A 20,110-nucleotide genomic window follows, 5' to 3' on the forward strand; every position below is an offset into this window, starting at 1 on the left:
ATATATATTACATATATTGATTTTTAATCGATTTTGTAACATACATAAAAAAATAGCAAGGGGCGTACCTCAAACCAATCATGACGGGAGTTTCCGCTTTAATGGACAAGCAATCCGTAAGCAACAATCAAGAACCCATTGATTTTCAGAGTGAAGTTGAACAGCTCAGGGCACTCGGTGTAACCACCTTATTTGCCTCACTGGTGGATTCAGCTGGCGTCATCCGTGGCAAATCCGTTCCGGTCAACCGTCTGAAAGCACTCTGTCGGTCAGGTGTAGGCGCATCCCCCTCCTGGGCACTCTTTTGCGCCGATAACGCTATCGCCTGGATTCCGGCATTCTCGGCGGTCGGTGATGACCGTTTGCGCGCGGATCTCTCTGCATTGGTGACATTGCAGGATGGCTTTTGTTGGGCGCCGGTCGATGTTTATGAACAGGAAGGGCAGCATGCCGCCTGGTGTAGCCGCCATTTTCTGCGGCGTCAGGTTCAGGCATTGCAACAGCAGGGCATTGAAACCCTGGCAGCGGGCGAGCTTGAGTTCTTTCTGTTACCCGAACAGGAAGAACGGGCTGAAGGCGGATGGCACGCCTACGGTATGGGCGGGCTGCTGGCGCATGAAGCGATGGTTAACGACCTCGTCAACGCCCTTGAACAAGCCGGTGTCGGCCTTGAGCAATTTCACGCCGAATATGGCACCCGCCAGTTTGAGCTGTCGCTAGCACCAGCCGATCCGATCACTGCCGTGGATCGCCTGGTGCTGACCCGTATTTTGCTGGGCCGCATCGCCCGTAAGCATAATTTGCGGGTCAGTTTCTCCCCGCGCCCGTTTGAGCGTGATGCTGGCAACGGCGCGCATCTGCACTTCTCCTTTACCCGTGACGGTCAGCCGCTGCTGGCGGGTGGCGCTGGCAGTTACGGTATCACCGAAGCCGGGGGCAGTTTACTGGCCGGAATTGTCCGACACCTGCCGGAACTGGTGGCGCTGCTGGCACCGTCAGTGCTGTCTGCCGATCGCCTGCAACCAGGGCACTGGTCAGGAGCGTATGCCTGCTGGGGCCTGGAGAACCGTGAGGCTGCGGTGCGCTACTGCGCTGCCAATCCGGGCAACCCCTATGGTGCCCACCTTGAGGTGAAGTGTATTGATCCCTCGGCCAATCCTTATATCGCCTGTGGTGCGGTGTTGGGGATGGCGTTGGCAGGACTCAATGCCGCGCTGCCACTACCGCCAGCCACGCAAGCGGCCCCGGCCGATCTCTCCGAAGCACAGCGCCACGAACAACAGATTTGTCGGCTGATGACGTCGCAAGCCGATGCCTTAAACCGTCTCGCACAAAGTCCGCTGGCGCAGTCGCTATTACCGCCGGAATTGTTGGGTGCGCTGATCGCCGTGCGCCAACACGAACAGGATACCTGGGGACATCTGCCGTTGAAGATCGTCACGGAGAAATTCCGTTTCGCATGGTCCGTTTAAGTTTTAACCAACACCGGGGCAACCCATAACACATCTCGCTAATCAATCACGTCGTATGAGGGTGATGAAGATGAACCACGCACCAAATAAAAAGCGAAGTTTAAAACTGTGGGAAGCGCTGGCGCTCTCACTGGGGATGGTAGGACCGACGCTGGCTATGTCGGGCAACGCGCAGGGATTGATCGACTCAGTAGGCAAAGCGCTGCCGATAGTGTTCGTGCTCGGCCTGATTGGCGTGGCGTTAATTGCCTATGGCTTTATTCGTCTGACGCGTTTTTATAATCACGCGGGCAGTGCCTACGGTCTGGTGGGAAAAACCATTGGTCCACGTGCCGGTTTCTTTTCCGGGTTCGCCATTATGGGTACTTATCTTTTCTTCTCGATTGCCACGCTGGCGGCGCTGGGTGCGTTTACCAACGCTTTTCTGGCCGCGTTATTTCCCACCTCTGGGATTCAGATCCCGTGGATTGTTACCGCGGCTGTCGGCGTGGTATTCAGCTGGATCCTGAATTCACGGGATGGACAGACGGTGGCCCGCGTGCTGATGGTGATTGAAGGGGTCGGGATTGTACTGATGCTGATTCTGGCGGCGGTGATTGTCGTCCATCAGCCTGCATCCAGCACACCCCATGCGTCGTTGTTTAGCCTGAATGGCGTCAGTTTCCAGGCGGTGATGGCAGGTGTGGTGGCCGCTTTCCTGTCATGGGCCGGTTTTGAAGCCTGTGCCACTCTGGGTGAGGAGACGGAAAATCCCAAGCGGAATATCCCCCTGGCGCTGCTGGGTTCCATCCTGCTGACCGGGGTGTTGTTTGTCGGCATGATGTATGTACAGACGCTCGGCTTTGGCACCAGCGCGGCGGGTCTGAACGACTTTAAAAATTCAGCCAACTCGCTGGGTACGCTGTCACAAACCTACGTCGGCACGGCATTCTCACTGGCGATGTTATTTACCGCCATGATGTCTGCGTTTGCCGCCAACCTGTCGGCTGCCGCGACCTCCAGCCGCCTGTTATTTGCCCTCGCGCGTGATGGATTCGGTCCGGCATGTTTCGCGCAGGTGTCAGAAAAGAACCATCAACCGCGTAACGCCTTAACCCTGGTGCTGGTGCTAAGTTTGCTGATCGATGTCGCGGCCTGGCTGAGCGGAAAACCCAATATGGGCACCGGCAACAGCGCGATTGATGCTTACTTTTACTTTGCGATCATCGGTTCGGTTTGCCTGATGGTGACCTATCTGATGATTGAAGTTGGCGTGATGAATTTTATCACCCGCATGGGACAGAACATCCCGAAATGGGAGCTGATCCTGCCGCTGCTCGGCATCGTGATTATGGTGGTGTCGTTGTATTACAACGTGGTAGGGCAGGAAGAACTGTTTAGTCCGGCACTGGTGGCGTTTTACTGGTGTATTGCCGGGATGATCATCATCATCTCCGCACCGAAACTGGTACGCAATATTGGGCTTTCCCTGGCGTCAGAGTTTGTTACGCCAACGGAATCTGTCACACCCGCCACGACACAGAAGGAGTGGGTATGAGCCAGGACATTTTTCCACCAGAAGCCGCCGCCTTGTATCAGCGCGACGCCCAGTCAGTCGCTGGCATTGAAAAGTTACGCTTTTTTCCGCTGGCGGTGACGTCGGGCCAGGGATGCTGGTTGACCGAGGCAGGGGGCAGAAAATTGCTCGACCTGTCTGCCACCTGGACGGCGTCCGGCCTGGGGCATGGTCATCCGGCTATCACTGCCGCCATTACCCAGGCGGCGCAGGCTCCGGCTGGAGCGGGTGGTCTGTCGGCGGTGCATCCAGATTCGGTCGGGCTGGCGGAGGAGTTGCTGGCGATTACCCCAGGTACGGGCGATCGCTGCGTCTACCTCGGGCATGCCGGTAGCGATGCCAATGATGTGGCGCTACGCGCCTGCCGGCTTGCCAGTGGGAAACGTAAAGTGGTGGCTTTTGCCCACGGCTACCACGGCGGTATCGGGCTGGCGATGAAGGTGTCCGGCGTGCATATCTCAGCAGGCAACGCCGCCGATCCTGATCTCTATCTTGCCACTTATCCCAATCCGTTCAGGAGCGATGATGCAGGTGCCGCAGCGGTAAAAACCAGCCTGCATGAAGTGAAAGAACAATTGGATCAGGGCGATGTTGCCTGTGTCATCGTGGAACCCATCCTGTCGGATGGCGGCATGGTGGTGCCGCCACAGGGCTTTTTATCCGGGCTGCACCGTTTGTGTATTAACGCGGGCGTCCCGCTGATTTGCGATGAAGTGAAAATGGGGCTGGGACGTCCTGGCCTGATGCATGCCTTCCAGCATGAGAACATCACCCCGGAAATCGTTACCTTTGGCAAAGTTCTGGGTGGCGGTTTACCGCTCTCTGCAACCGTTGGCCCGAAAGAGATCCTCGGCGGGCCAGCCGCGCATGCCTTGCTGACCACAGCAGGAAATCCGATATGTACTGCGGTAGGCCGGTCGGTGTTGCATGTGCTGCAAAGTGAGGAATTGCCACAGCGTGCGGCGCAGGCCGGGCGCTACTTTATGCAGCTGCTGCGCGACCTGGCAGGGGAACTGCCGGAGATCGGTGATATCCGTGGTCACGGACTGGCAATCGGTGTCGAGTTAGTTGCCCCGGACGGCAGTAAAAAACCGGACCGGGCGCTGGCGCAAAAAGTGGTGTATCAGGCATGGAAAGAGGGCCTGGTGGTGTACTACGTCGGTGGCAACGTACTGGAAATCACCCCGCCGTTAGTGATCAATCAAGATGAGATGGAATATGCGGTTGAGAAGCTCTCGCTCGCTATCCGCAAAGCCCCACAGGTCACGCGTGAAGAGATCCAGGCTTATGCCGGTTGGTGAAGATCTGAAGTGCACATAAATCGTTCGCCTTCAGGACAGTTCAAAGCACATCTGCCTTTCACAGCACTCATCACAACTGGGTGAACGACAGATCAATTCCCCCTCGGTATGCAGGCAGCGCTGGCGGTAGAAAAACTTCTTCCAGCGCATATTATGATCATTCATCACCACCAGCGCTGGAAAGCAGTCACTCATCAATTGACGTAATTCCGCTCTGGAACTCAGGCCCAGATCTTCCCACAGATGGTTAAAAGCCAGCGAGACGCTGGCAATAATACGGTGCATAGGCTCAGCCTCTGGCTGCATATATTCCGCCAGCCATAACGCCAGTTGTTGTTGCTCATCGCTGCGCGTCGCGATCAGTTCGCTCATTAATTGATGGCGCAGCTGCGCATCAACTGAAATGAAAGGTTGTCGGGCAGGAAGCGGCAACTGCGCCCATTGTTGCGGTAATAGCCCCATTCTCAGCGGATAACTACCGCAGCCCTGAAAATAGAGTGAAATCAATCGATGTAACCAGTGATATTGCGGCGTCATGCGACCCCCTTATTTGGCATAGGCAGGGATTTAATTTGCGAACGATAATCCTGCCACCAGCGATGAAGTGCTTCTGTCACCGGTTGCCAGGCATCGTCGACGCAAGGTTGAATGCCACGTGCTTCGAGTTTTTGCCAGGGTGTGTAACCCATACGTACGCAGAAAACTGCTTTTACATCGGCGAGCAAATCAAAAATCGCTGCCATGCTCGCTTCACTGTCCGGTGCAGGTTCACAGTTGTCGTTACCGTGACAATATTTGGGGGTAAAACGCTGATTAACCAGCACCACACCCGCCGCAGAGAGACTGTAGATATAAAAACGATCGGCATGGCCAAAATGGCTGTCGATCACATCTCCGCGTTGCGTGGCAACCGCCACCAGACAGGCTTCTTCGTCATCCGATTCTCCCTGAGTTGCAATGCTGGCGTGCAGCTTCGCGCGCTGGAATAGCACCGGCAGCCAGGGTTGTGGTGACGATTCAGGTTCAGGGACTTGGGCAAACTGCTGGCTGCGATCTTCGCCCAGCATGCCGATCGCATCCGCGCGGCACTGGTGGCAATGGGTCATCTGCGGAATGATCTCGCCACAGCGTTGCCTGACCGTCGCGATCATCGCTGCATCAGGTTCCGGTTGTCCGTTCAGGCCAAACACCGTGCCATGCTCAGGACGCGCAATCAGCGGCATGATGTTATGGATAAATGCGCCACTGACTTGCAACAACTGGCTGACATCGGGTAAAGCCTGATCGTTAATACCGGGGATCAGCACCGAGTTGATTTTCACCAATACACCTTGCGTGGCCAGGCGGCGCACCCCCTCAAGTTGTCGAGCAACCAGAATTTCACCCGCTTCACGTCCGCTATAACGCTCGCCATCCAGCCACAGCCAGGCATAAATTTGCGCAGCGATGTCGGGATCAAGGGTGTTGATGGTGACGGTAACATGATCAACGCCGAGTGCGACCAGTCGGTCTGCGGCAGCGGGCAGCATCAAGCCATTGGTGGATAGACATAATTTCAGGTCCGGAAAGGCCTCGCGCACCTGTTCAAGGGTGCTAAAGGTGCGATGCATATTCGCCAGCGGATCGCCAGGACCGGCAATGCCCACCACCGATAACTGTGGGATCGCGGTAGCCACCTGACGGACTTTGGCAACCGCCTGTTCTGGCGTCAGCAGGGTGGAAGAGACGCCTGGCCGTGATTCGTTACTGCAATCAAACTTGCGATTACAGTAATTACATTGCAGGTTGCAGGCGGGCGCGACTGGCAGATGCATGCGCGCAAACCGGTGATGCCCGCTGCGTGAGTAACAGGGATGTGACGCAACTTTACCCGCGACCAGGTCGGTCAGCGTCTCACGGGTCGGTGCCTGGCAGGTGGTGGAGGAGCAGGAAGTCATGGCGTTACCTTAATGATGTAGTCTTAAACTTCCTGCTGCAAGATACATACCGTTTGCCATCCGAATAATACATTGAAAATAAATAACTTTATTCAATCCACTGCGCCGAGCTTTGTCATATTCGCCACCTGTAGCTGACAATGTGCTGATCGTCACAATACACATCAGATGCGTGGCATCGTGATATCCATAGTCTGAATACGGTAGGCCACCTGACGTGGCGTCATACCTAATAAGCGCGCAGCTTTGGCCTGCACCCATCCGGCCTTTTCCAGCGCAGCGATCAGCCGCTGGCGTTCATCAAGATTGTGATCGAGCCAACTCTCCTCACGCGGTGCGCTGACCGGAAGCGGTTTCGGCACCGTTTCCCGGTGGTTGAACAGGATCACCTCACGATCAATTAACCCGCTATCCGACATCACCGCCGAACGCTCCAGGCAGTTCTCCAGTTCGCGCACATTACCCGGCCAGTTGTAACTCAACAGCAGGCGGATTGCGCCCTCACTGATCCGCAGGGTACGGTGCTGGTGCTGCCCGATTTTGCGCACCAGAAAGTGTGCCAGTTCAGGAATATCCTCCTGCCGCTCGCGCAGCGGGGGAAGGGAGACCGGCATCACGTTCAGGCGGTAATACAGGTCTTCACGGAAGTTCCCGTTGCGTACTTCTTCCTCCAGATTACGGTTGGTCGCGGCAATGATCCGCACATTGACCTGAAGGGTTTCATCGCCGCCGACCCGTTCCATTTCCCCTTCCTGCAATATCCGCAGCAACTTGGCCTGAAAGGAGGCGCTGCTTTCACCGATTTCATCGAGAAAAAGCGTGCCGCCATCGGCCAGTTCAAATCGTCCTTTCCGTTGCCTCACCGCGCCGGTAAACGCCCCTTTCTCATGGCCAAACAGCTCACTCTCCAGCAAGGTATCGGGCAAGGCCGCACAGTTAAACTTCACGAACGGAAAGGGGGATCGCGGCGAGTTGTGATGAATGGCATTGGCAATCAACTCCTTACCCGTCCCGCTTTCACCCCGCACCAGCACCGTGGTATCCCAGCGTGAGACCTGGCGAATAATGTCCAGCGTCTGCTGCATCGCGGGGCTTTTTCCCACCATATTTTCAAAGCCGAAGCTGTGGGCGGGAACGCAGTTGCGTCCCTTAACGGGTTGCATCACGACCGGACGCGGAGCGGAAGGGGCCGGTGATGACAGCAGACGCACGGTCTGCGCCACCAAATTGGCGACGGTCTCAAGAAAGCGGGTACAGGAAGGGAGACGTGATTCAGCCTGCGCCATCGGTTGGGCGGCTAACACACCAATCGGCAGCGAGTCTGGTCCCATCAGAGGTACGGCAATAAAGGGCAGGTTGTAATCATACAACCCGAGCCGATCGAGGAAACGTGGGTCATCTGCCAGTCGCGGCAAAACCAATGATTGCCCCTGAGAGAGCACCGTGCCGACCAACCCTTCTCCGGCACGATAACGTACTTTCAGGCCATCGCTCAGTTGTTTTACGTCGGCTTCCGGCAGTGCGGCAATAGTCAGCAGCCCCTGCTGCGGGTCGTTGAGGCAAATCATGCCATGCTGCATAAAGGCATCATTTTGCAGTACGTACAACACGTCTTGTAATGTCCGATCCCGCTCCGTTGAGCGGCTCAGCACCACACTGAGGCGTTGCATCGCGGTAAATTGCTGGGACAGGTCAAAACGCCAGATCCGGTTGTCGGATGCAGATTGCTCGGTCATTTTGCACCCCCGGTCAGTGAAGCAAATAACGGGAAGCGTAGGGTCAGGCAAGATCCGCCCTCAGGCGGAGAAGTCAGTTCAATCGCCCCACGATGATGGGCGACCAGAGTCTGGATCAGACGCAGTTCCATCCCTTTCCCGGGGGCGTTTAAGGCATCTGCGGTGTGGGTATGGCGCACATGCTTCAGTGGCACGTTGTCGCATAAGTAAAATGCCAGCCAGCCCTCTTCCTCATGGGCATACAACTGGGTATCCAACGTTAAATTTGGCACTTCAGCGGCCAGATCCAGCGTGCGATCCAGCCATAAACTGAGACAGGCAAGTATCTGGGTTCGCTGACCAAAACAGACCAGTTCCGGGGAGTCCTGTGTCACCTGCAAGCGCCCTCCCTGCTGATAACGGGTGTGATAGAGGGCGCGCAGATCATCAAAAAAATGCGTGAGGGGCCACAACGAGGCTTGCTCAAGATCCAGGGAAGGGCGACAGCGTTGCAGGCGAGCCATCGCTTCTTCACCCTCATGCCATGCAGAATTGAGCGCCACGTTACTATTGTCACCGTTTAAGCGGCGGGCGGCCGCCAGCATATTGATCGGGCAATTCAGCTGGATCAATGCCGCATCAAGGGAATCACGAATCGCCGCCAGTAATTTGCCGGTGGTCATATGTTGTTTGAGTCGATCAAGCCGTCCCTGTTCCTGCTGTTGCTGCTGCTGGGTGTGATCGGTGATCACCACCAGCGTACGGGCGAGGCCGTTATCAATAAAATAGCGGCTGACTTCCTCACTGACACCGGGCAGGCTCCAGCATGTCACCCTGAGCCAGCGCATCGTGCCACACAGCACCACCGGAATCACTGCGCCCTCGGAGAACGTTTTTTTCCGCGCAGAAAAATTCAGCTCAGTCAGCAGCTCTTTGCCACCACAATCGGCGCATAACGTTTTGTAGGTCAGGTTATCCATAATCACCTGATCCTGTTCATCCACCACTACCACGGCAGCCGGGATATTATTCAGCACCGCTTCGGTGAGTGTCATTTGATTGCGCAGGCGTTGTTCCAGCGCGTAACCGGTACTGATATCACGCTGCATCGCCAGATAATGTTCCAGCTCCCCACGGGCATTGATCACCGGGGTGATATCAATTTCAACCAGAAACAAGCTGCCATCGCGCCGACGGTTAATCAATTGCCCGCGCCAGGGCTGCCGCAGATGCAGGGTGCGCCACATGTCCTCATAAATCATGCGAGGTGTTTGTTTGCTGGCCAGCAGGCGCGGATTTTGTTGCAGCAACTCTTCCAGTGGATACCCCGTCTGACGGCAGAACGCCGGGTTGGCGTAGATGATGCGGGCCTCAGCATCCGTTAAAGAGATGGCAACGGGGGCCTCTTCCACAATGGTCAGGAACAGGTCGGGATGTTGCTGAGAAAGCCCTCGTGCAATGGCTTGCGGTTCAGCGGCATCCATCATCATATTCTCAGTCATTACATCCTCCGGATCTCAGGTTCATTTGTGTCGCAGTTACGACAATTTGTCCCACCTGGCGACATTTGCCACAGCGGTGGCGACCAGGTATATAACCATGCAAACAGTAAGCCTTAAGCGTTGATGACTCGCCGTAACCTTGATCCAGATCGGTTTTCTCCGCACATCCCCGGCGAAATTGCGCAAAAACGTCCTTGTTGCCACCGAAAGCGCGCTGAAGATGCATCTCTGCTGGTGCGCGACGGTGCAGAACTGTGCAAAGTTCGTGCACCCGGATAACTGGCACAGCATTCGCAGTAGCAACAAGGACTGATTCTTTTATTCCACAGGAGCGCGCTATGGCGAACGTTGGTATTTTTTTTGGCACTGATACGGGCAAAACCCGCAAGATCGCTAAGATGATCCACAAAAAGCTGGGAGAAGCGGCAGATAAGCCGGTTAATATCAATCGTATCTCTCTTGAAACCTTTCTTTCTTACCCGGTGCTGGTACTGGGTACACCTACGCTGGGTGATGGGCAATTGCCGGGCATCAATGCGGGCTGTGAAGAGGCATCATGGGGGGAGTTTATGGCGCAACTCGATGGGGCAAGTCTGAGCGGCAAAACCGTTGCGTTGTTCGGTCTGGGGGATCAGAAAGGCTACCCTGATAATTTTGTCAGCGGGATGCGCCCACTGTATGACGTACTGAAAAACTGCGGTGCACAGGTCATCGGGCAATGGCCTAATCAGGGATATGAATTCACCACCTCAGCGTCGCTGGAAGAGGGTGCCTTTGTCGGCCTGGTGCTGGATCAGGACAATCAGTATGACCTTACCGAGGAACGACTGGACGCCTGGCTGGAGAGCATCAGACCGGTAATTTTGTAGCAGCGCATTGGCAAGCATGTGTAACGGCGCGATTTATCGCGTAATGCTTGTCAGCTTTTTTTCATGTGTGCTCTGCTGTGGGCCATAACCCCTCTGCTGATGCCGGGCAGCCCTCGCGCCGCTGACGCGGTGCCTTCGGCTTCAACGTCGTGCCGACGGACCGTTCGGGGAAGTCCATCCCTGTCCACCCCGAACTGACTCACGCATCCATGCGTGAGTCTCCTGGCACAACGTCAAAGCCTCAGCGCTGCGGATAGCCCTTTGCAGCAGCAGAGGGGTTATGGCCTTAACGATTGTGCCCTTTCTGACAACACCCACCGACGCTTCGGAGCAGGCTGGGGCGGCTCAGGGGCAGGCAATCCGCAGCGCTGAACAGAGTGAGTCAGCCAGGAGAGCGCGCATGGATGCGCGCGAAAGGCGGGGTGGGACAGGGATGTTCCATCCCCGGCGGTCCGTCAGGCAGACGAATGACGTGAAGGCACCGCGTCAGCGGCGCGAGGACCGCCAGCCCCTGAGCGGACCCAGACTGCGTTATCACCGCAATAAATTTCGCCGCTACGGAATGTGCTGGGTTTGACCGCCATTACGCCATAAATTTCGCGTTTGAATAAAGCTGCTTCAGCCATTGTCGCTGCCATCGCTGCTGGTTTTGGCGCGTTAACAGCGAACGCACTTGCGTCAACGCTGCGTCCTGTTCCATCGGGACGGGAGGGCGAATCATTTCACACCACAGTAAATGCCAGCCAAGTTCGGTTGCAATCGGCTGGCTAACTGCATTGGGTTTCATCGCAAACAGCACATTTTCCAGTTCAGGATAGAGCAACCCCCGACTAACCCAGCCCATACGGCCCCCCTCCAGTGCACTGGGACAATGGGACCAGCGTTGAGCCAACGGGCTGAACGCCTGGCGGTTGCTGATGATCTGCTGGCGCAGCTGCTGCATCTGGCGATGCATGGCCGGACCATCATCATCCGTGGTCAATAACAGGTGCCAGCACAGCCGCTGCTCCGGGCGCATAAACTGCCCCTGATGCTGCCTGTACCAGGCCAGCACCTGTAGATCATCGGGAAGCGGTGCCTGTTCAGCCACCCGTGCCAGTTGAATTTCCATCCGCGCATGATGCTGAATGATTGATAGCCGTTCGGCAGCCGAAAAATCATATGCTGAGAGCAAAGGTTTAAGTGACATTGTCACGTTGACGATATGGTTTTCCGGGATAGAATCACTCCCCATGGCCTCAGCTACCGCATATTCCATTTGCCGCTGGCGTTGCCACCGGCGATTAAACTCCGCCTGTTGGCTGACGGGCAGGGATTCTGGTTGGCACTGCCAGTGGGCTTGCGCCAGTTGTATCCGCGAGAAACGTTCCCATAGCTCGGGCATGCCGATTATTCCTCCAGTAATTTGATGGCGCTGGCAGGTACCTGAAACCAACGCTCACCAAACATCACGGTATAAATTTCACCATTTTCTCCCTGATCGGTGCGTTCAATGCGGCCACGCGCGCCAGAGCGCACCGCAACTTTGCCCTCCACCGTCAGGGTATGCCGGCAGATCACACTGTCGCCATACTGAAAATGTCCGGCATGCCAGGCCGCTGCGGCGCTGATGATCTCCTGCTCACGACAACCGACAATCATGTCACTGCCGAGGAAGTGGACCTGATAAATGATCTGATCCAGCAAAAAAGTTCCGCACGAACGTACAAAGCCGGTACTGCCACGCCGCACCAGTAACTCACCGGTGGCGTAACCGTACATGGTGCCGTCATTGCGGATGGCACGGATCACCCTGACCTCATCGCCTAAGGCGAATTTTGTTCTCATGGCTGGCTCCCTTGCGTGTAGTGCTGATAACTCTCCGTCAGTAAACGCCGGGCCAGCAGCCAGGGGGCGCGCGGTTCAACTTCCAGATGATTTTGCAGGGGGACGTTGTCACGGATCTTACGGTGAAAATCTCTTAATACCGGCAGGCAGCAGGGCTTCAACAGCGTGGCATCGTAATCGACGGCAAAAAACATAAAAAAGGATTCCGCCGTGTCCAGCGCATCAACGCCGGGAATCTGATAAAACCATTGCATATTAGATCCTTAGCGCTGGCGCAGTTGCACCGCAAAGTTGGTCGTAAATGGCGATCAGCTCATAGTCTTGGGGGATGCGTTTCCAGCTCTCGGCAAAGCGACGGATTGCCGGTAACAGCAGGTCAATCTGAAGTGTGTCGAGGGTATAGCCCATTTTGCTGAATACCCCATCCACCGCTTGCCGCCCGGAGTGTTTACCCAGCACCAGACGATATTCACGTCCTACCAGCGCTGGATCGATAGCCTGATAACTCTCCCGATCGCGCAACAGCGCAGCGACATGTACCCCGGATTCATGGGTAAAAACCTGATCGCCTACCAGGGGATGCTGAACGTCGATGGTGCGTTGTGCGGCTGCCGCCACCTGCTGGCACAACGCAGGCAACTGACGAAAATCGACGCCACAATCTCTCTCCAGACAGCGGCTGAGGCCGAGCGCCACCGTCTCCAGCGCCGCATTGCCCGCGCGTTCACCCAATCCCAGCACCGTGGTGTTCACGCTGGTTGCACCCGCCTGGACAGCGGCCAACGTGTTGGCAGTCGCCAGACCTAAATCATCGTGCGCATGCATTTCAATCTCCAACGGCCAGCAGCTACGCAGCGCGGTAATCCGGGCGGCAGTGGCAAAGGGATCAAGCACGCCCAGGGTATCGGCAAAGCGCAGCCGTTGCGCACCGGCTTCCTGCGCCACCTGCGCCACCAGGCGTAAATCGTTATCGCTGGAACGGGATGCATCTTCACATCCCACGCATACCTTCATCCCCAGCGATCGCGACAACACAATCAGGTCGGCAAGCCGCTCCAGCAACACCGGCAGTGCTTCGCGTAACTTGTATTGCCGCAGCTTCTCGGAGGTGGGCAGGGAGATATCGACCCAGTCCATCCCCAGTTCCGCGCTCTGGCGGATCTCATCACCGCTCATCCGACACCAGGTCATTAAGATGGCAGCGGGCAGATGGCGGCGTACCAACTGGATACGGGCGCGTTCTTCTTCACCCATCGCCGGGGTGCCCACTTCCAGTGCCGTGATGCCAGCAGCATATAATGCCTCTGCGATAGCGATTTTTTCACTGGCGCGGAACGCCACGCCGGGACTCTGTTCACCGTCCCGCAGGGTGGTATCGTTGATCAACACCGTGGACATGGTTGTCATCTCCTTAACCGTAAGTGGGCATAAATGCCGCCTGTTCCGGCGCGGGTTTGCCATCCTGCCAGTAGGGCGACAGCAAGCGGAGACGGGCGATAATCGCAGGTAGCGTCTGAATGACGTACTCAATCTCTTTTTCCCGCGTATAACGCGATAGCGAAAAGCGAATGCTGCCGTGCGCAGCGGTGTAGGGGATATTCATCGCCCGCATCACATGTGAGGGTTCAAGCGATCCTGAGGTGCAGGCACTGCCGCTGGAAGCCGCAATCCCGGCCTGATTCAACAGCAATAAAATGGCTTCTCCTTCGATATATTCAAACGCCAGATTGACGGTGCCGGGAACACGCGGTTGCTGACCGCCCATCACCCTGACGGAGGGAATTTGGGAAATCACGCTTTGCTGGAGCCTGTCCCGCAACTGGGCAATGGTGGTCATGCCCGGCAGATGCACCTGCGCCAGTTCACATGCCATTCCCATGCCGACAATGCCAGCGATGTTTTCTGTACCGGCGCGGCGTCCCCGTTCCTGGTGGCCGCCACGCAGCAGCGGACGAAATCGCGTTCCACGCCGCAGATAGAGGCAACCAACCCCTTTTGGGCCGTGCAGTTTGTGGGCGGAGCAGGAGAGCATATCGATCGTTGTCTGCCCCACATGGAGCGGGATCTTGCCGGTCACCTGCACCGCATCGCAGTGGAACAACGCGCCATACTCATGCGCCAGCGCCGCCATTTCTTCCACCGGAAACATCACTCCGGTTTCGTTGTTGGCCCACATGATACTCACCAGCGCCACCCGCTGGCTCAACGCCTGGCGATACTGCGCCATATCCAGCGCGCCTTCACTGTCGACCGCCAGCCGATGAATCAGGTATCCCTGACGTTCCAGATGTTCGCACACCTCCAATGTGGCCGGATGCTCGACTGCCGTGGTGATGATTTCCCGTCTTTCCGGCTGCGCCTCGACAGCGCTATGCAACGCGGTGGAGGTGGCTTCTGTGGCGCAAGAGGTAAAGATAATTTCGCTGCTGTGATCCGCGCCAAGCAGGGCCGCCACCTGCTGATGAGCGCGTTCTAATGCGGCGCGGGATGGCGTGCCAAAATCATGGATCGAGGAGGGATTACCGTAATGGTCGGTTAAAAACGGCATCATCGCTTCCAGTACCATCGGGTCAATGCGAGTGGTGGCGTTGTTATCCAGATAAACCTGTTTCATATGCGTTTCCCCTATCATTAACGACGGTTTAAGCCGCCACCACTTCCATATAACAACCGGTGCGTTCCATCAGCTTTTGCTGCAACCAGGCGAGGGTCATATCGGTCATCATGCAGCCGCTGCAACTGCCGGTCAGGCTGACGGTCACGGTGTGATGGGCGACATTCACCAGCGACATATCACCGCCATCCGCCTGGATATGGGGACGCAGCTCGGTGATGGTTTCCATCACCTCCTGCCAGTGGGGATCTTTGGCGCTGCTGACCGGGGTGCTAACCTCGGGAGCGCTGGCGAGAATAGTGGCGAGAGCCAGCTCGATTTTTTCATGGCAGGAGGTGCAACCACCGCCGGCTTTGGTGTAGTTGATCACCTCTTCAAGGGTGGTCAGGCCGTTGCTGAGCACCGCACGGCGGATGTGCCCCTCATCAACCCCAAAGCATTTACAAATCAGTGCACCTTCTTCGTGGTCATCGTCGAGAGTGAGGCCGCGATAGTTGGCAATCGCCGCATGAAGCGCTTCCTGGCCCATCACCGAACAATGCATTTTTTGCGGCGGCAGGCCGTCGAGGTAATCAGCAATTTGTTGATTGGTGACCTGCTCAGCTTCGCTAAGGGTGCGGCCAATAATCAACTCGGTCAGGGCAGAAGACGAGGCAATGGCACTGCCACAACCAAAGGTCTGAAATCCGGCCTCCAGGATGGTTTCATTCTCCGGGTCAACCCGCAGCATCAGACGCAGGGCATCACCACAGCTCAAGGATCCCACGTCGCCAATCGCGTTAGCTTCATCCACCACCCGGGCATTGCGGGGATTGAAAAAATGGTCTTTCACCTTCTCGGAATAATTCCACATGCTCTCAGCTCCCAGTACTATGACGGAAAGCGCCTTGGCGCATTTCCCCGCCGTAATAAACAGCGGGATATCACTATCAAGCAAAAGCAGTACCAGAAGTAAAAAACCATATTATTCAATTGAATAGATGATTAACCATAAAAAAACCGCGATCAATGTCGCGGTTAAATGTGGGGTTTGTCACAGTTGTGTCAGAGAAACGACTAGCCCAGATCTTTATCATCCCACTCCTTTTCCTCCAGCAGTCGGGCGAAGCGCTCCGGGTCTCGTTTCTTTTTGCGCTGCTCTTTGTCGTACCAATAGTGATGAATCTCCTGGAGTAATTCGCCAATGGTAGTCGTCGCGGGTACGCGCACCGCACGTACGCCGATTTGCAACAACTGACGAAACACCATCTCCCCGATCGCCACACAATACAGGGTGACGCAATCCTCCAGCGCCTTGATGCGACTGCTGATTTTCTCCTCCTGATGGCCGGAAAATACGGCAAAGTCGGCCACACGTAACAGCATCACTTCATGTTCCTTGACCCCGTACACCACCAGACGCGGGGTCGCGCCAAAATGCTGATCTACATGGAGGCAATCCGAGCTGGCAAAGGCCACTTTCATGGGCCACTCTTCAGCGCAGACGGTACTGAACTGCCGGCTAACCTGGTACATGCTGTGCTCCCGGACCGAATTGCTGGCGTAACGGTGAGCGCCAGGGCGTAAGGGAATGATGGTGCTGGCTCATCACATTGGCCAGTTCAAATAAGGTGTCGCGGATGCCCATATACCCCTGGCGCACCCGGCGAAACTCGCCCAGCCGATCATAAATGGGAAAACCCGCACGAATCAGTGAGAGGCCTGCGTGTTGGGCCAGGTCGGCCGCATGCGAGTTTGCCACCAACAGGCTCGCTGGGGTGAGGCGTAGCAGATCCTGCATATCCTCCAGGTCGCCAATCACCACCTTGTCGACCGGTAAACGGGATAATCCCTTCTGGCTGACCGGGGCAATAATCGGGCCGGGTTCCATCCCCTGGCTGACGGCAAAATCACACCATGCTGCCAGCAGATCGCCTTCCGCCGCCATGGCGATTGGCACGCCCTGTAGCCACATATGGCAGTCGATCATCGCATCCTGTAGCTGCCCACGCTGACGTTCTATCCAGCCAGGTACGCTGCGACCTGAGAGCAACTTCAACTGATGGATAAATTGATCGCACAGTTCCAGCGTCATCAGATGTGGCAGGGCGATCACCTCACCCCGGCTGCGCTGAGCCATCAGGGTGACGGCATGGGACAAGGAGACTCCAATGGCGAAGGTACACAGGCTTTGGCCCATCTGTTCGATGTGCGCCAGCGAGCTGCCGCCTTGCGTCACCGGAGAGAAGTCGCCGCTCGCCAGATGTCCGTCCAGCGATAACGACAGATCCGGCACCATCACCGGTTGCAAACCAAATGCTTCGACATAGCTGCGCAGCAACTCCACATCACCGGGGGTGATCAGATGGCTGAGCAGCAAATTGACGCGCCGGTTACGCCCCATTGGCAGCGGTTTATCCGGGATCCATTGCTCGATCATGTTTTCCAGCACGGCACTGAAGCCATTCTCCAGCGAGCCATAAAAGTCGGGAGTATTGACCGTTAACAACGCCACGCCTTTATGGCGCGGGGACGCTTCACGAAACTGACGCACCACGCGGGAAATGTCGCTCCCCTGGGCCTCCGACAACCCGGTGCTGAGCAACACGATGGCTTTCGGGTTATTGCGCTGACACAGCGTGTTCAGCGCCGTCATGATATTGTCGTCAGCCCCCATAATGGTCGACGTCGGGTCCATTGCAGTGGATTGCAGTGGGATAGGGTCATGAAAATGCTGGATAAAAAAGACTTTAGCGAAGGCGCTACACCCCTGCGCACCGTGCACCAGCGGGATACAGTGTTCAAACCCCATACTGGCGAGAATGGCACCCAGTGGTTGCCCGCTCTTGACCGGGCTGACGGCCAGTGGCTTTTTAGAACGAATAATCTCTGCCATAACCTGCTCCTGCGGTTAATGCCACGGTGCGCGCGCATGGGTTTGTGACCATATTGGGCTTTCCAGCGTCTGACACAGCTGTTGCGCCAGCGTGACGATGCCCTGATAACCCGCATAAGCATGCTCACGCTCCTGATTGATATCGAGGAACGGCAAGCGCGCTTTATAGGCGGTATACATATTGCGTCCACCGGCGATCATCATGTCCGCCTGATAGCGATAGACCACATCCAGTAAGGTGCGGGCATTGCCTTCATCCAGCATCAGGGCATCGTCACCCATCAACTCACGGATGCGTTGTTTATCCTCTTCGGTGGATTTACGCGTGCCGGTGGCAACCACGGTCATGCCCAGGTCCTGCAACGCCGACACCACCGACCACGACTTCACACCACCGGTATACAGCAACGCCTTGCGGCCACGCAGACGCTCGCGATACGGAGCCAGTGTCTGATCAGCAGCCCGTTCTTCACGGTCGATCAACGTCTCGGTACGCTGCACCAGGTCGTTATCACCGGTCAGGGCAGCCAACTGCCGTAGCGATTCCGAGGTAGCACGCACCCCGTAGAAACTGCCTTCAAACCACGGCGTACCGTAACGTTGTTCGAGGGCGCGCGCCACGTTGATTAACGCGCGTGAGCACACCAGCATGTTGACCTGCGCACGATGCAACGTCTGGATTTCGGCAAAACGCCCGTCGCCGGAAAGGGTGCCTAACACACGAATGCCCAGCTCATCCAGCAACGGCTGGATATGCCAGAACTCCCCGGCGATGTTGTATTCACCGATCAGGCTAATATCGTGACGATGTTCCGGTGGGAAAGGGGAGTTGTCGGGCCAGGGGGCCGGTTCGCGTCCGCCAATCACCTGTTTAACCATCATTTCCCCGGCCAGACGATTGCCGAGATTCTTGCTGCCATAAAAACCGGCCACATCAATGGCGATCACCGGTACACCGGTGGCGGTTGCTGCCGCCCGGCATACCGCTTCGATATCATCGCCCTCCATCGCCGGGACGCAGGTATTGTAGATAAACACCGCCGCCGGGTGGTAACGACTGACGATATGCCGCACGGCGTGAAATAAGCGGCGCTCACCGTGCCCCATAATCACATCCTGTTCATTTAAATCGGTGGTAAAGCCCAGCCGATTTATCACCGCTCCTGAGCTGAAGCTGCCGCGATTATCCCAGGAGCTGCCGGTGCAGCCGATTGGGCCATGTACCAGATGCGCCACATCGGCAATCGGCAGCAGCGTGATTTGCGCGCCATCGAAGGCACAGCCACCCGCCGTCGCCCCCGGTTTGGGTGCGCTACAACCGGACTTTTGTTTATGGTTATGCTCACAGGCTGGCTCATCCAGCAGTGCCAGGATCTCATTCCCCTTCATAGTGACCTCATTGACTGATTGGGTTAGCGTAGCCGTTGCAAATTGCAGACCAGTCAATTCGCATTGATTTTAAAGGAGAAAACGTTGTCGCCTTTACAACAAAGCAGACAATGACGGCAGGGACCTCACAAGACAAAACACGTCTCGTGAGGTCATGGTGGATTAGAAGACACGGCTTTCCAGTGGATTGGTGCGGTTGAGGCGTTTTGCCAGCCACGGTGGCAACTGTCCGGCAAGCAACTTGTTGATGTTGTCGCATTGGGTGGAAATCGCGAGCCCGGGGGCCACTTTCATCGGGTAGATGTTGTGGCGGATCAGCCTTGCCGCAGCGGGGCCACCAATGGCTTCACAAAACAACAGCTGACAGTCACTCAGCAATTTCGCCCGAACCTCATTTGCCTCCTCCTCCTGCGGCGCAGAAGGGTAACGACGTAAGCTATGTAACCAGCAGCCTCCATCATCAAAGCCGTAAATAAAGAACAACCGTCCCTGACCAAAATGACCATTGATCACCAGACCATCCTGTGAACAAAACGCCACCAATAACTCTGGCTTACGTTGTGTAAGGGTTTGAACACGCAGATGGAAAGGTAACTCACCGCGCAGGCAGGATTTAATCCGTGACCAACGTCCCGGGGACATCAGCACCTCTTCTCCGGGGAAGAAGGCTTCCAGCTGACGCTGGGTGTAGGCCGCCAGACGCGCAGGCGTCAGTGCCTCATCCTGTTCCCGGGTGAGCCAGGTCATGATCTGCGCGGGCTGTAGTTCCGGCAGGCATTGAAACAACGCCAGCATGCGCCAGAAAAGCACATCGTTGTCAGACATTATCCACCCCCTGAGTTTGTGCATCGCGGCTGGCGCGCAGGCTTACCGGAAAATCCGGACGTCCTGGCTGGATACTGACGTAATAACGACGGCCACCCTCCAGCGCAACGGCTCCACCCCAGCGTTCCGGCGTGTCATATTCGACCTGCGTCACTTTGGCCTCCAGATCCTGTTTGGCGATATAACAATACAACTCTGCGCCACGTTGTCGAAAAATCACCATCGGCAT

19 protein-coding genes are annotated in these 20,110 nt (G+C 56.4%); 4 read left to right on the forward strand and 15 right to left on the reverse strand.

What is annotated here, in order from left to right:
* The first annotated feature begins 101 nt into the window (after nucleotides 1-101).
* From AC6I8W_RS10565 to AC6I8W_RS10575, 3 genes are all read left to right on the forward strand, one after another.
* The gene (locus tag AC6I8W_RS10565; RefSeq protein WP_497834966.1) at nucleotides 102-1,472 is read left to right on the forward strand and encodes a type I glutamate--ammonia ligase; all 1,371 of its coding nucleotides are present in this window, start codon (nucleotides 102-104) and stop codon (nucleotides 1,470-1,472) included.
* 70 nt (nucleotides 1,473-1,542) lie between these two features.
* Nucleotides 1,543-3,009, forward strand: a complete 1,467-nt coding sequence (locus tag AC6I8W_RS10570) for an APC family permease (RefSeq protein ID WP_497834967.1) — start codon at nucleotides 1,543-1,545, stop codon at nucleotides 3,007-3,009.
* Nucleotides 3,006-4,328: an aspartate aminotransferase family protein gene (locus tag AC6I8W_RS10575; protein ID WP_497834968.1), complete on the forward strand. Its 1,323-nt coding sequence runs from the start codon at nucleotides 3,006-3,008 to the stop codon at nucleotides 4,326-4,328. Before AC6I8W_RS10570 ends, AC6I8W_RS10575 begins: the two co-directional genes overlap by 4 nt.
* Nucleotides 4,329-4,358: 30 nt before the next feature.
* Here AC6I8W_RS10575 and AC6I8W_RS10580 read toward each other — a convergent pair whose 3' ends face one another.
* From AC6I8W_RS10580 to nifL, 4 genes are all read right to left on the reverse strand, one after another.
* Entirely contained in the window at nucleotides 4,359-4,865 is a 507-nt protein-coding gene (locus AC6I8W_RS10580) for a nitrogen fixation protein NifQ (RefSeq protein ID WP_497834969.1), read from the reverse strand.
* Complete coding sequence (gene nifB / locus AC6I8W_RS10585; RefSeq protein ID WP_497834970.1) at nucleotides 4,862-6,265, reverse strand: nitrogenase cofactor biosynthesis protein NifB; 1,404 nt, start codon at nucleotides 6,263-6,265, stop codon at nucleotides 4,862-4,864. The genes AC6I8W_RS10580 and nifB overlap by 4 nt, the downstream gene beginning before the upstream one ends.
* Before the next feature lie 164 nt (nucleotides 6,266-6,429).
* The gene (gene nifA, locus AC6I8W_RS10590; RefSeq protein WP_497834971.1) at nucleotides 6,430-8,001 is read right to left on the reverse strand and encodes a nif-specific transcriptional activator NifA; all 1,572 of its coding nucleotides are present in this window, start codon (nucleotides 7,999-8,001) and stop codon (nucleotides 6,430-6,432) included.
* Complete coding sequence (gene nifL, locus AC6I8W_RS10595) at nucleotides 7,998-9,482, reverse strand: nitrogen fixation negative regulator NifL (protein ID WP_497834972.1); 1,485 nt, start codon at nucleotides 9,480-9,482, stop codon at nucleotides 7,998-8,000. The genes nifA and nifL overlap by 4 nt, the downstream gene beginning before the upstream one ends.
* Before the next feature lie 338 nt (nucleotides 9,483-9,820).
* Here nifL and AC6I8W_RS10600 point away from each other — a divergent pair, with 338 nt between their 5' ends.
* Nucleotides 9,821-10,351: a flavodoxin gene (locus tag AC6I8W_RS10600; protein ID WP_497834973.1), complete on the forward strand. Its 531-nt coding sequence runs from the start codon at nucleotides 9,821-9,823 to the stop codon at nucleotides 10,349-10,351.
* A gap of 583 nt (nucleotides 10,352-10,934) precedes the next feature.
* Here the strand turns inward: AC6I8W_RS10600 and nifM are convergent.
* From nifM to nifT, 11 genes are all read right to left on the reverse strand, one after another.
* Nucleotides 10,935-11,735: a nitrogen fixation protein NifM gene (gene nifM, locus AC6I8W_RS10605; protein WP_497834974.1), complete on the reverse strand. Its 801-nt coding sequence runs from the start codon at nucleotides 11,733-11,735 to the stop codon at nucleotides 10,935-10,937.
* Between the two features lie 5 nt (nucleotides 11,736-11,740).
* Complete coding sequence (locus tag AC6I8W_RS10610; protein WP_497834975.1) at nucleotides 11,741-12,178, reverse strand: nitrogen fixation protein NifZ; 438 nt, start codon at nucleotides 12,176-12,178, stop codon at nucleotides 11,741-11,743.
* Nucleotides 12,175-12,432: a nitrogenase-stabilizing/protective protein NifW gene (locus AC6I8W_RS10615; protein WP_497834976.1), complete on the reverse strand. Its 258-nt coding sequence runs from the start codon at nucleotides 12,430-12,432 to the stop codon at nucleotides 12,175-12,177. The genes AC6I8W_RS10610 and AC6I8W_RS10615 overlap by 4 nt, the downstream gene beginning before the upstream one ends.
* Before the next feature lies 1 nt (nucleotide 12,433).
* Nucleotides 12,434-13,576, reverse strand: a complete 1,143-nt coding sequence (gene nifV / locus AC6I8W_RS10620) for a homocitrate synthase (protein WP_497838165.1) — start codon at nucleotides 13,574-13,576, stop codon at nucleotides 12,434-12,436.
* 13 nt (nucleotides 13,577-13,589) lie between these two features.
* On the reverse strand, nucleotides 13,590-14,792 hold the full coding sequence (gene nifS, locus AC6I8W_RS10625) for a cysteine desulfurase NifS (RefSeq protein ID WP_497834977.1): 1,203 nt from the start codon (nucleotides 14,790-14,792) through the stop codon (nucleotides 13,590-13,592).
* A 28-nt stretch (nucleotides 14,793-14,820) separates the two neighbouring features.
* Nucleotides 14,821-15,645, reverse strand: coding sequence for a Fe-S cluster assembly protein NifU (gene nifU / locus AC6I8W_RS10630; RefSeq protein WP_497834978.1), 825 nt, complete (start codon nucleotides 15,643-15,645; stop codon nucleotides 14,821-14,823).
* A 203-nt stretch (nucleotides 15,646-15,848) separates the two neighbouring features.
* A complete protein-coding gene (locus AC6I8W_RS10635; RefSeq protein WP_497834979.1) occupies nucleotides 15,849-16,307 on the reverse strand; it encodes a NifB/NifX family molybdenum-iron cluster-binding protein in 459 nt (152 codons plus the stop codon).
* Nucleotides 16,294-17,667 (reverse strand): nitrogenase iron-molybdenum cofactor biosynthesis protein NifN, encoded by a 1,374-nt coding sequence (nifN, locus tag AC6I8W_RS10640; protein ID WP_497834980.1) that lies wholly within the window; start codon nucleotides 17,665-17,667, stop codon nucleotides 16,294-16,296. The genes AC6I8W_RS10635 and nifN overlap by 14 nt, the downstream gene beginning before the upstream one ends.
* A 15-nt stretch (nucleotides 17,668-17,682) precedes the next feature.
* Nucleotides 17,683-19,056, reverse strand: a complete 1,374-nt coding sequence (gene nifE / locus AC6I8W_RS10645; RefSeq protein WP_497834981.1) for a nitrogenase iron-molybdenum cofactor biosynthesis protein NifE — start codon at nucleotides 19,054-19,056, stop codon at nucleotides 17,683-17,685.
* Between the two features lie 162 nt (nucleotides 19,057-19,218).
* The gene (locus AC6I8W_RS10650) at nucleotides 19,219-19,881 is read right to left on the reverse strand and encodes a NifB/NifX family molybdenum-iron cluster-binding protein (RefSeq protein ID WP_497834982.1); all 663 of its coding nucleotides are present in this window, start codon (nucleotides 19,879-19,881) and stop codon (nucleotides 19,219-19,221) included.
* Nucleotides 19,874-20,110, reverse strand: coding sequence for a putative nitrogen fixation protein NifT (gene nifT / locus AC6I8W_RS10655; protein ID WP_497838166.1), 237 nt, complete (start codon nucleotides 20,108-20,110; stop codon nucleotides 19,874-19,876). Before nifT ends, AC6I8W_RS10650 begins: the two co-directional genes overlap by 8 nt.

The sequence above is a fragment of the Pantoea sp. X-Soil-TKNS-1211 genome (assembly GCF_059730495.1).

Bases quoted from the DNA above. Each gene is read 5' to 3' on its own strand.
- nifL (WP_497834972.1), bottom strand. From the start codon at position 9,482: ATGACTGAGAATATGATGATGGATGCCGCTGAACCGCAAGCCATTGCA.
- nifB (WP_497834970.1), bottom strand. From the start codon at position 6,265: ATGACTTCCTGCTCCTCCACCACCTGCCAGGCACCGACCCGTGAGACG.
- AC6I8W_RS10565 (WP_497834966.1), top strand. From the start codon at position 102: ATGGACAAGCAATCCGTAAGCAACAATCAAGAACCCATTGATTTTCAG.
- AC6I8W_RS10610 (WP_497834975.1), bottom strand. From the start codon at position 12,178: ATGAGAACAAAATTCGCCTTAGGCGATGAGGTCAGGGTGATCCGTGCC.
- nifU (WP_497834978.1), bottom strand. From the start codon at position 15,645: ATGTGGAATTATTCCGAGAAGGTGAAAGACCATTTTTTCAATCCCCGC.
- nifS (WP_497834977.1), bottom strand. From the start codon at position 14,792: ATGAAACAGGTTTATCTGGATAACAACGCCACCACTCGCATTGACCCG.
- nifT (WP_497838166.1), bottom strand. From the start codon at position 20,110: ATGCCGATGGTGATTTTTCGACAACGTGGCGCAGAGTTGTATTGTTAT.
- nifN (WP_497834980.1), bottom strand. From the start codon at position 17,667: ATGGCAGAGATTATTCGTTCTAAAAAGCCACTGGCCGTCAGCCCGGTC.
- nifA (WP_497834971.1), bottom strand. From the start codon at position 8,001: ATGACCGAGCAATCTGCATCCGACAACCGGATCTGGCGTTTTGACCTG.
- nifE (WP_497834981.1), bottom strand. From the start codon at position 19,056: ATGAAGGGGAATGAGATCCTGGCACTGCTGGATGAGCCAGCCTGTGAG.
- nifV (WP_497838165.1), bottom strand. From the start codon at position 13,576: ATGTCCACGGTGTTGATCAACGATACCACCCTGCGGGACGGTGAACAG.
- AC6I8W_RS10615 (WP_497834976.1), bottom strand. From the start codon at position 12,432: ATGCAATGGTTTTATCAGATTCCCGGCGTTGATGCGCTGGACACGGCG.
- AC6I8W_RS10580 (WP_497834969.1), bottom strand. From the start codon at position 4,865: ATGACGCCGCAATATCACTGGTTACATCGATTGATTTCACTCTATTTT.
- AC6I8W_RS10650 (WP_497834982.1), bottom strand. From the start codon at position 19,881: ATGTCTGACAACGATGTGCTTTTCTGGCGCATGCTGGCGTTGTTTCAA.
- nifM (WP_497834974.1), bottom strand. From the start codon at position 11,735: ATGCCCGAGCTATGGGAACGTTTCTCGCGGATACAACTGGCGCAAGCC.
- AC6I8W_RS10570 (WP_497834967.1), top strand. From the start codon at position 1,543: ATGAACCACGCACCAAATAAAAAGCGAAGTTTAAAACTGTGGGAAGCG.
- AC6I8W_RS10575 (WP_497834968.1), top strand. From the start codon at position 3,006: ATGAGCCAGGACATTTTTCCACCAGAAGCCGCCGCCTTGTATCAGCGC.
- AC6I8W_RS10635 (WP_497834979.1), bottom strand. From the start codon at position 16,307: ATGTACCAGGTTAGCCGGCAGTTCAGTACCGTCTGCGCTGAAGAGTGG.
- AC6I8W_RS10600 (WP_497834973.1), top strand. From the start codon at position 9,821: ATGGCGAACGTTGGTATTTTTTTTGGCACTGATACGGGCAAAACCCGC.